Origin of the sequence: Dietzia sp. CQ4 (genome assembly GCF_014145125.1) — a bacterium.
GTDB lineage: Bacteria > Actinomycetota > Actinomycetes > Mycobacteriales > Mycobacteriaceae > Dietzia > Dietzia natronolimnaea.
Map to the genome: position 1 here is coordinate 1 of NZ_JAALDZ010000246.1, position 8,991 is coordinate 8,991.

The window sequence follows — 8,991 nt, forward strand, 5'->3', positions numbered from 1 at the left end:
CGGCGCTTCACCTGGATGCGCTCAGCCTTCGTGGTGATCATGGTGATCGCGCTGGTCAAGCTGCTGTGGGTACAGACGATCGGTGGCACCGAACTCGCGGCCCGGGCGGAGAGCCAACGGCAGGTCCACCAGGTGCTCCCCGCCACCCGTGGCGCGATCGTCGATGTGCACGGCGACCCGATCGCGTTCACCCGGGAAGCCCGTGATCTGTCCATCCAGCCACTGGTCGAGCAGCGCAACGCCGAGGCGCGCAGGGAACTGGACCGCACCAAACCCACCTGGGACCAGCTGGTCGACGAGATCGGCGACGAGTTCGAGTCCGTGCTCGGGGAGAAGGTGGACCGCGAGGAGATCGAGGCCAAGCTCACGTCCGAGGGTGGCTTCACCTACCTCGTCCGCAACGTCGACGTGACCCAGGCCAACGCGATCACCAGGAAGTTCCCCATGATCGGCGCGGAGCGTGTGGACATCCGCGAGTACCCGGGCGGAGCCCTCGCGGCCAATGTGGTGGGAGCCACGTCGAAGAGCGACGACGGCAAGCTCATCGGCCTGCAGGGCATCGAGGCGTCCTTCAACGACGAACTCGACGGCGAGGACGGCCGACAGACCTTCGACAGGGCCCAGGACGACACGGTGATCCCGGGGACGCTGCGGAACGTCTCGGCACCGCGTGACGGCGACACGATCCGTCTGACCCTGGACGCGGACCTGCAGTGGCACGTCCAGAAGGCGGTGCAGTCCGCCAAGGACTCCTCGGGTGCGCAGAGCGCGTCCGCGGTCGTGTTGGACGCCCGGACCGGCGAGGTCCGCGCGATGGCCAACGACAACACCTTCAACCCCGCGGTGGGGATCGGCGCCGAGCTCGAGCGCGGGGCCGACCTCGGTAACCCGGCGATCACCTCGCCGTTCGAGCCCGGGTCGGTGCAGAAGATCATCACCGCCGCCGCGGCGATCGAGGCCGGGCTGACCGATCCCGGGGAGGTCCACTCCGTCGACGGGAGCATCAGCATGGAGGGGGTGACCGTCTCCGATGCGTGGCAGCACGGTCCCACGCCGTACACGACCACGGGCATCTTCGGGAAGTCCTCCAACGTCGGGACCCTCATGCTGGCCCAGCGGGTCGGCAAGGAGCCGTACTCGGAGTACCTGGAGAAGTTCGGGTTGGGGCAGCGCTCCGGGATCGAACTCGCCGGTGAATCGGACGGGTTGGTGCCCGACCTGCAGAACTGGCAGGGCGGTACCTTCGCCAACCTGCCGATCGGCCAGGGGTTGTCCATGACGACCCTGCAGATGGCGGGCATCTATCAGACGATCGCCAACGACGGGGTCCGGGTGCCGCCCCGGATCGTCGCCGAGCGGGTGGACCCGGACGGTGAGACCCATGCGTCCGAGCGACCGGAGGGCGAGCGGGTGGTGAGTGAGCAGACCGCTCGCACGGTGCGTGACATGTTCCGCTCGGTGGTCCAGTCCGGGCCGGGAGCACAGGCGGGAACCGGCCCTCAGGCCGCGGTGGCCGGGTACCAGATCAGCGGTAAGACCGGCACGGCCCAGCAGATCGACCCGTCGTGTGCGTGCTACTCCAACTCCCGGTACTGGATCACCTTCTCCGGGATCCTGCCCGCCGACGATCCGCGGTACGTGATCTCGATCATGCTCGACGCCCCCCAGCGCGGCACCCTCGGCGCGTCCGCCGCGCCGCTGTTCCACGACATCGCCTCCTGGCTGGTCAACCGGGACAACATCCCGCCGTCCGCCCCCGCAGCCGACCTGATCCTGCAGGCGCAGTGACCCGCGACCGGCAAGGTAGCGTGTAGCGGGTTCACGGGGGGTCACGGACAACGAGAGGCGGGTCGAGGACAGGCTATGACGACAGCGGCACAGCTGGCGGACGCGGTGCGCGCCGGCCTCCTCGGCGACAGGGCGGCAGCCCACACGGAGCTCACCGGCGCCACCATCCGGGCCCAGGACGCGCTGCCCGGCACCCTCTTCGCGGCGCTGCCCGGAACCAGGATCCACGGCGCCTCGTTCTGTGCGACCGCGGTCGAGGCGGGCGCCTCGGCGGTGCTCACCGACGCCGAGGGGCTGGAGCTGATGGGGCCCGCCGCCGAACGCGTCCCGGTCCTCGTGCACCCCCGGCCGCGGTCCGTCCTGGGCGAGGTGGCGGCGGCCATCGTCGGGGACCCGTCCGCGGAGTTGGACGTCGTGGGGATCACCGGGACGTCGGGCAAGACCACCACCTCGTATCTGGTGGAGGCCGCACTCGAGGGCTGTGGCCTCGTGGCGGGGATCATCGGCACCACGGGCAGCCGGGTGGGCGGGCGGCACCTGCCGAGCAGCCTCACGACCCCCGAGGCACCCGAGTTCCAGGCGCTGCTGGGTGCGATGCGCTCGGAGGGCGCCCGCGCCGTTGCCGCCGAGGTCTCCAGCCACGCGCTGCGGCTCGGCAGGGTGGACGGGACACGGTTCGCCGTCGGCGCGTTCCTCAACCTCTCCCAGGATCACCTCGACTTCCACCCGAGCATGGAGGACTACTTCAAGGCCAAGGCCCGCCTCTTCGACGCCGACGCCGACACGGGTTCCGCGGTGCGGCCCGCCGAACGGGCCGTGATCGTGATCGACGACGACTGGGGGAGGCGACTGCTGGCGTCCCGACCGGACGCGGTGACCGTCTCGGCCGATCCCCGCGGGTCGGCCGACTGGACGGCGGGCGAGGCACTGACCACCGACGGCGATCGACAGGCCTTCGCCGCGTGGGGACCGCACGGCGTGACCGTGGAGGTCGATCTGCCACTGCTCGGCCGCTTCAACGTGGCCAACGCACTGGTCGCGCTCGCGATCGTCGACTCCCTCGGGCTGGACGTGCGGGCCGCGGCCGCCGGGCTGCGGAACGTGAGGGTTCCGGGCCGGCTCGAGCCCGTGGTCCGGGGCCAGGACTTCCGGGTGCTGGTGGACTACGCCCACAAACCCGCCGCGGTCGCCGCGGTCCTGCGCTCCGTCCGTGCGCAGACCCGGGGCCGGGTGGCCGTCGTCCTGGGCGCCGGCGGGGACAGGGACCCGGGCAAGCGACCTCTGATGGGGGTGGCGGCCGCGGAGGTCGCGGACCTCGTGGTGGTGACCGACGACAACCCGCGCAGCGAGGACCCGGCCGCGATCCGCGAGGCCGTCCGCGCCGGTGCCGAGTCCGCCGCCCCCGACGGGACCCGCATCGAGGAGATAGGGGACAGGGGGGCCGCGATCGCCGCGGCGATCGACTGGGCCCGCGCCGGCGACGCGGTGGTGATCGCGGGCAAGGGCCACGAGACCGGGCAGGAGATCGACGGCGCGGTCTTCCCCTTCGACGACCGGGCCCGCGCGGCCGAGGAAATCATCAGACGCATGCACTACACCGACCCATCGGTCCAGACGGAGGACAGCACCTCATGATCGACCTCACCCTCGGCGAGATCGCCGGGATCGTCGGCGGTCGGTTGGTCGGCGGCGACCCCTCGACCGCGGTCACCGGTTCCGTCGAGTTCGACTCCCGTCGTCTCGAGCCGGGCGGACTGTTCCTCGCACTCCCCGGCGAGCGGGTCGACGGACACGAGTTCGTCGCCCGCGCGCTGCAGGCGGGTGCGGCGGCGGCGCTGGTCGCCCGCGAGGTCACCGATGTCCCCGAGGGCGCGGGCGCGCAGATCGTGGTGCCCCCCGTGGACCGGCGCGTGACCAACGCCATGGCGCTGGCCGCGGATTCCGACGGGTCCGGTGCGGCGGTGCTCGCGGCGCTCGGGTCCCTGGCGCGCGCCAGCGTGGACAGATTGGTCGCCGACCACGGGCTCGTCGTGGTCGGGATCACCGGCTCCTCGGGCAAGACCAGCACCAAGGACCTCATCGGCGCGGTTCTCTCCGCGGCCGGGACGGTCATCGCGCCGCCAGGATCGTTCAACAACGAGATCGGCCATCCCTGGACCGCCCTGCGTGCCGATGAGTCCACGGACTTCCTAGTGCTCGAGCTGAGTGCCCGCGCGCCGGGCAACATCCGCGAGCTCGCGGAGATCGCGCCCCCGAGGATCGGTGTGGTGCTCAACGTGGGGACCGCGCACCTGGGTGAGTTCGGGTCGCGTGACGTCATCGCCGCCACGAAGGGTGAGTTGGTCGAGGCCCTGCCGGATGCGGCCCACGGAGGGGTCGCGGTGCTCAACGCCGACGATGACCGGGTCCTGGGAATGGCCGGGCGGACGTCCGCCGAGGTCGTGACGGTCGGGACGGGCCGGTCCGCGGACCTCCGCGCCGAGGACGTGCGGCTCGACGACGAGGTCCGGGCCTCCTTCCGGCTGGTGACCCCGGACGGCGAGGCCGACGTGGCCCTCCGCGTCCACGGGGAGCACCAGGTGGGCAACGCCCTGTCGGCCGCCGCGGTGGGTCTGGCCTGCGGTATGGACGTCGCCGCGGTCGCCGCCGCTCTCGGCACCGCCCGGGCCGCCTCCGCCCGGCGGATGGACGTCCGGGTCACCGCCGACGGTGTCACCGTGATCAACGACTCCTACAACGCCAACCCCGATTCGGTGCGGGCCGCGCTCAAGTCGCTCGCGGTGATGGCCCGGTCGGGAGGGGGACACCGCCGGACCTGGGCGATCCTTGGCGAGATGGCGGAACTCGGCGACGACTCGGTGACGGAGCACGACCTCATCGGGCGGTTCCTCGTGCGCCTCGACGTGTCCCAACTCGTGGTGGTCGGCCGGGGTCGACCCCAGCGCGCGCTGTTCCAGGGGGCGGTGCAGGAGGGCTCGTGGGGATCGGAGGCGGAGCACGTCGAGACCGCCGAGGAGGCGTTCGCCATCGTCGACGAGCGCGTACAGCCGGGGGACATCGTGTTGGTCAAGGCCTCGGCGGCCGTGGGCTTGTGGAGCGTCGCGGAGCATCTGCTCGCGTCGCGTGGTGAGGAGAAGTCCGAATGACCCAGATCATGATCGCGGGCATCGTCGCCTTCGTCGTGAGCATCTTCCTCACCCCGGTGCTCATCATCTACTTCCGTCGGCACGGCTTCGGGCAGGAGATCCGCCTGGAGGGCCCCCAGTCGCACATGAGCAAGCGCGGGACCCCCAACATGGGCGGGATCGCGATCCTCGCCGCGGTGTGGCTGGGGTACATCGTGGCCGGGCTGGTGGGGCAGGTGACGGTGGGCGGTGGCGGGTTCACCGCCTCCGGCCTGCTCATCCTCGGACTGGCCACCGCGTTGGCCGTGGTCGGGATGATCGATGACGGCCTCAAGGTGTTCAAGCGGCACAACAAGGGTCTGGGCATCCTGTCCAAGACCGTCGGTCAGGTGCTCGCGGCGCTCGCCTTCGGCATCCTGGTCCTGGGATTCCGCAACGACGACGGGCTGACCCCCGCCAGCAGGTCGCTGAGCTACGTGCGGGACTTCGTCGCCGTGACCTTCCCGGTGGTCGTCTTCCTGGTCTTCATCGTCCTCCTGGTCTACGGCTGGTCCAACGCGGTGAACTTCACCGACGGTCTGGACGGGCTCGCGGCCGGTTCGATGGCCATGGTCATGGGCACCTACGTGGTGTTCAGCTTCTGGCAGTTCCGGTACTCGTGCTTCTCCACGGCGGAGGGGGTGGACCTGTCCGGGTGCTACCAGGTCCGGGATCCCCTCGACATCGCCGTGGTGTGCTCCGCCGCGCTCGGGGCGTGCCTGGGCTTCCTGTGGTGGAACGCGGCGCCGGCCAAGATCTTCATGGGCGACACGGGGTCGATGTTCCTGGGCGGCATCGTCGCCGGTGTCTCGGTGGTCTCGCGGACCGAACTCCTGATGGTCGTCGTCGGCGCGGTCTTCGTGATCGAGTTCGTCTCGGTGCTCATCCAGGTCGCGGCGTTCCGCACCACCGGCCGTCGTCCGTTCCGGATGACACCCATCCACCACCACTTCGAGAACGGCGGATGGGCCGAGACGACCGTGACCATCAGGTTCTGGCTCCTCGTGGCCATCTCCTGTGGCCTGGCCATCGCGCTGTTCTACGGTGACTGGCTCGCGAGCTCGACGGGATGACCGACGTGACACGGGACGACACGATCCAGCACGGGGTGACAGCACCCGGGACGGCAGAGCCCGGGACTGCAGAACCCGGGACGACGCGGCGGAGTGTGGAGCGGCGGAGGATGGACATCAACGACCTCGCCGGCGCCCGCGTGCTCGTCCTCGGCGCCGGGGTGTCCGGGCCGGGGGCCGTCCGGATCCTCCACGCGCTCGGCGCCGAGCCCGTGGTGGCGGACTCGCGACCGGAGGCCGTCGAATTGCTGCGGGGGGCGCTCCCGGACGGCGTGACCTGTACCGGGGTCGGCCTCGACCGCGCCGCCGAGATGCTCGTCGACACCGGCCCCGATCGGGTCGACCTGGTGGTGACCAGCCCGGGCTGGAGGCCGGACTCCCCGCTGCTGCGGACCGCGGCCGAGGCCGGCCTCGAGCTGTGGGGGGACGTCGAACTGGCCTGGCGCGCCGACGCGGCCGGGAGGTTCGGACCGCCACGGACGTGGCTCGCGGTGACCGGGACCAACGGCAAGACCACCACCACCTCGATGCTCGAGGCGATCTGCCTCGAGGCGGGGATGGCCGTGCGCGCGTGCGGCAACATCGGACTGCCGGTGACGGAGGTGCTCCTCGCCGAGCCGAGGGTGGAGGTCCTCGCCGCCGAGCTGTCGAGTTTCCAGCTGCACTGGGCCCCCGGGTGCCGGCCCGACGTGGGGGTGGTCCTCAACGTCGCGGAGGACCACCTGGACTGGCACGGGTCGATGGAGGCCTACGCCGCGGCCAAGGCGCAGGTGCTCACCGGGCGGGTCGCGGTGGCCGGGGCCGAGGACGAGATCGCCTCCCGACTCCTCGCCGCCGCGCCCGCCCCGACGCGGATCGGGGTGCGCCTCGGCGCACCCGGCGCCGGAGAGTTCGGTGTGATCGACGGGGTCCTCACCGCGCGGATCGGCGAGCAGGAGGGCGACGACGACGAGGTGGCGCTGCTGCCTGCCGTGGACGTCCGGCCGCCCGGGCCCGCGGGCATCCTCGACGCGCTCTCGGCCGCTGCTGTGGCGATGTCCGTGGGGGCGCGACCAGAGCACGTGGCGGCAGCGCTCCGGGGATTCACGGTGGCCGCGCATCGCGCCGAGCTCGTGGACACCGTCGACGACGTCCGCTACGTGGACGACTCCAAGGCGACCAACCCGCACGCCGCGCGCACCTCGCTGCTGGCGGGCGGGACGATGGTGTGGGTCGCCGGCGGCCTGCTCAAGGGCGCCGATGTCGACCCGCTGGTCGCGGAGGTGTCGCACGTACTCCGCGGTGTGGTCCTGATCGGCCGCGACCGCGGGCGGATCGCCGAGGCATTGTCCCGACACGCGCCGGGGGTGCCCGTCGTGGAGCTGGCCTCGGGAGACGATGACGGTGCGGCGGCTCCCGACGAGCCGCAGCAGACGATGGACCGCGCGGTCGCCGAGGCCGCGCGGATGGCCACCGGAGGCGACACCGTACTGCTCGCCCCCGCCGCCGCGTCGATGGACATGTTCACCGACTACGGCCACCGCGGGCGCAGCTTCGCGCTCGCCGTGGGCCGGGTCGCCGGGAGGTAGGGCATGGCACTTCACGAACCCGCTCGCCGGGACGACGCCGACGAGGCCGGCGCCGCGACCCGGCCCGATCTGTTGGGGCGCATCGCCGCGCCACTGGCCGCGATCAACCGTGCGCCGCTGACCTCGTACCACGTGGTCATGGTGGTCACCGCCCTGCTCACCGTGATCGGCCTGGGGATGGTGTTGTCGAGCTCCAACGTCCTCGCCTTCTCCGGTGGCGGCACGCCGTTCGACATCTTCCTGCGCCAGGCCGTGTTCGTCACGATCGGCTGGGTGGGGTTCGTGGTGGCCCTGCGCATGCGGTTCGAGCTGCTGCGGGCTGCCGCGCTGCCGATGCTCCTGGTGTCCATCGGTCTGCTCATCGCCGTGCTGATCCCCGGTGTGGGCATGGAGATCAACGGCTCCCGCGGGTGGATCGACCTCGGCTTCTTCGCGATCCAGCCCGCCGAGATCGCCAAGTTCGCGTTCATCATCTGGGCGTCGTCGGTGGTGGCCAAGCGCATCCGCACCGGGTACTGGCTCGACCTGCTCTTCCCGGCCATCGTGGGGTACGGGGTGGTCGCCGCCCTCGTCGTCGTCGCCCCCGACCTCGGCATGGCCACGGCGGTGACCATCGCATTCCTGTGCGTGCTGTGGTTCTCCGGGTACCCCACCCGGCACTTCGTGTGGGTGATCGCGTTCGGCACCGTCGTGTTCGGCGTCCTCGCCGTGACGTTCGCCTACCGCTTCGAGCGCGTCCGGACCTTCTTCAACACCTTCGTCGGTGACTTCTCGAACCCCCAGGGTTCGGCCTACCAGTCGTATCAGGGGATGCTCTCGCTCGCCGAGGGCGGCCTGTTCGGGGTGGGCCTGGGGCAGTCCAGCGCCAAGTGGTTCTACCTCCCGGAGGCGACCAACGACTTCATCTTCGCCATCATCGGGGAGGAGCTCGGCTGGTTCGGCGCCGCCGTGGTCGTCACGCTGTACCTGGCGCTGGGGTGGGCCGGCATGCGCGTCGCGCTGCGGTCGGCGGACCCGTTCCGTCGCCTGCTGGCCGGCACGATCACCACGACGATCGTGCTGCAGGCGTTCATCAACATCGGGTACGTGGTGGGTCTGCTCCCGGTCACCGGCCTCCAGCTGCCCCTCATCTCCAACGGTGGCACCTCGGCGGTCGTGACCCTGGCCTCCCTCGGTCTCCTCGCCAACTGCGCCCGCCACGAGCCCGAGGCGATCTCGGCGATCCTCAGCTCCCCGGAGCGACGCCGGCGTCGCTGGTTCACCCTCCCGGACCCGCGCCCGTACACCCCAGAGCGCCCGGTCCCGGCCTCGGACGCACCCGGCCGCTCGAGCGCCGGTGCCCGGCGCTACGGCGAGCCCGTCACCCGGCAGTCGGCACCCCGGTCGTCCACCCCCCGG

The 8,991-nt window shown here is 71.5% G+C and carries 6 protein-coding genes; all 6 read left to right on the plus strand.

What is annotated here, in order from left to right; genetic code table 11:
• On the plus strand, positions 1 to 1,788 hold a 1,788-nt coding region (locus tag G6031_RS13645; protein WP_241737351.1), incomplete at its 5' end, for a penicillin-binding protein 2.
• Positions 1,789 to 1,863: 75 nt separating this feature from the next.
• Positions 1,864 to 3,423: a UDP-N-acetylmuramoyl-L-alanyl-D-glutamate--2,6-diaminopimelate ligase gene (locus G6031_RS13650; RefSeq protein WP_182653550.1), complete on the plus strand. Its 1,560-nt coding sequence runs from the start codon at positions 1,864 to 1,866 to the stop codon at positions 3,421 to 3,423.
• Positions 3,420 to 4,934 carry a UDP-N-acetylmuramoyl-tripeptide--D-alanyl-D-alanine ligase gene (gene murF, locus G6031_RS13655; RefSeq protein WP_182653551.1) on the plus strand — a complete coding sequence of 505 codons (1,515 nt, stop codon included), beginning with the start codon at positions 3,420 to 3,422 and terminating at the stop codon, positions 4,932 to 4,934. The genes G6031_RS13650 and murF overlap by 4 nt, the downstream gene beginning before the upstream one ends.
• Entirely contained in the window at positions 4,931 to 6,025 is a 1,095-nt protein-coding gene (gene mraY, locus G6031_RS13660; RefSeq protein WP_179525064.1) for a phospho-N-acetylmuramoyl-pentapeptide-transferase, read from the plus strand. Before murF ends, mraY begins: the two co-directional genes overlap by 4 nt.
• Before the next feature lie 110 nt (positions 6,026 to 6,135).
• Positions 6,136 to 7,593 (plus strand): UDP-N-acetylmuramoyl-L-alanine--D-glutamate ligase, encoded by a 1,458-nt coding sequence (gene murD / locus G6031_RS13665; RefSeq protein ID WP_241737352.1) that lies wholly within the window; start codon positions 6,136 to 6,138, stop codon positions 7,591 to 7,593.
• Between the two features lie 3 nt (positions 7,594 to 7,596).
• Positions 7,597 to 8,991 (plus strand): putative lipid II flippase FtsW (gene ftsW / locus G6031_RS13670; RefSeq protein WP_182653553.1); only part of this gene is annotated, 1,395 nt, incomplete at its 3' end.

Bases quoted from the DNA above. Each gene is read 5' to 3' on its own strand.
- G6031_RS13650 (WP_182653550.1), top strand. From the start codon at position 1,864: ATGACGACAGCGGCACAGCTGGCGGACGCGGTGCGCGCCGGCCTCCTC.
- murF (WP_182653551.1), top strand. From the start codon at position 3,420: ATGATCGACCTCACCCTCGGCGAGATCGCCGGGATCGTCGGCGGTCGG.
- mraY (WP_179525064.1), top strand. From the start codon at position 4,931: ATGACCCAGATCATGATCGCGGGCATCGTCGCCTTCGTCGTGAGCATC.
- murD (WP_241737352.1), top strand. From the start codon at position 6,136: ATGGACATCAACGACCTCGCCGGCGCCCGCGTGCTCGTCCTCGGCGCC.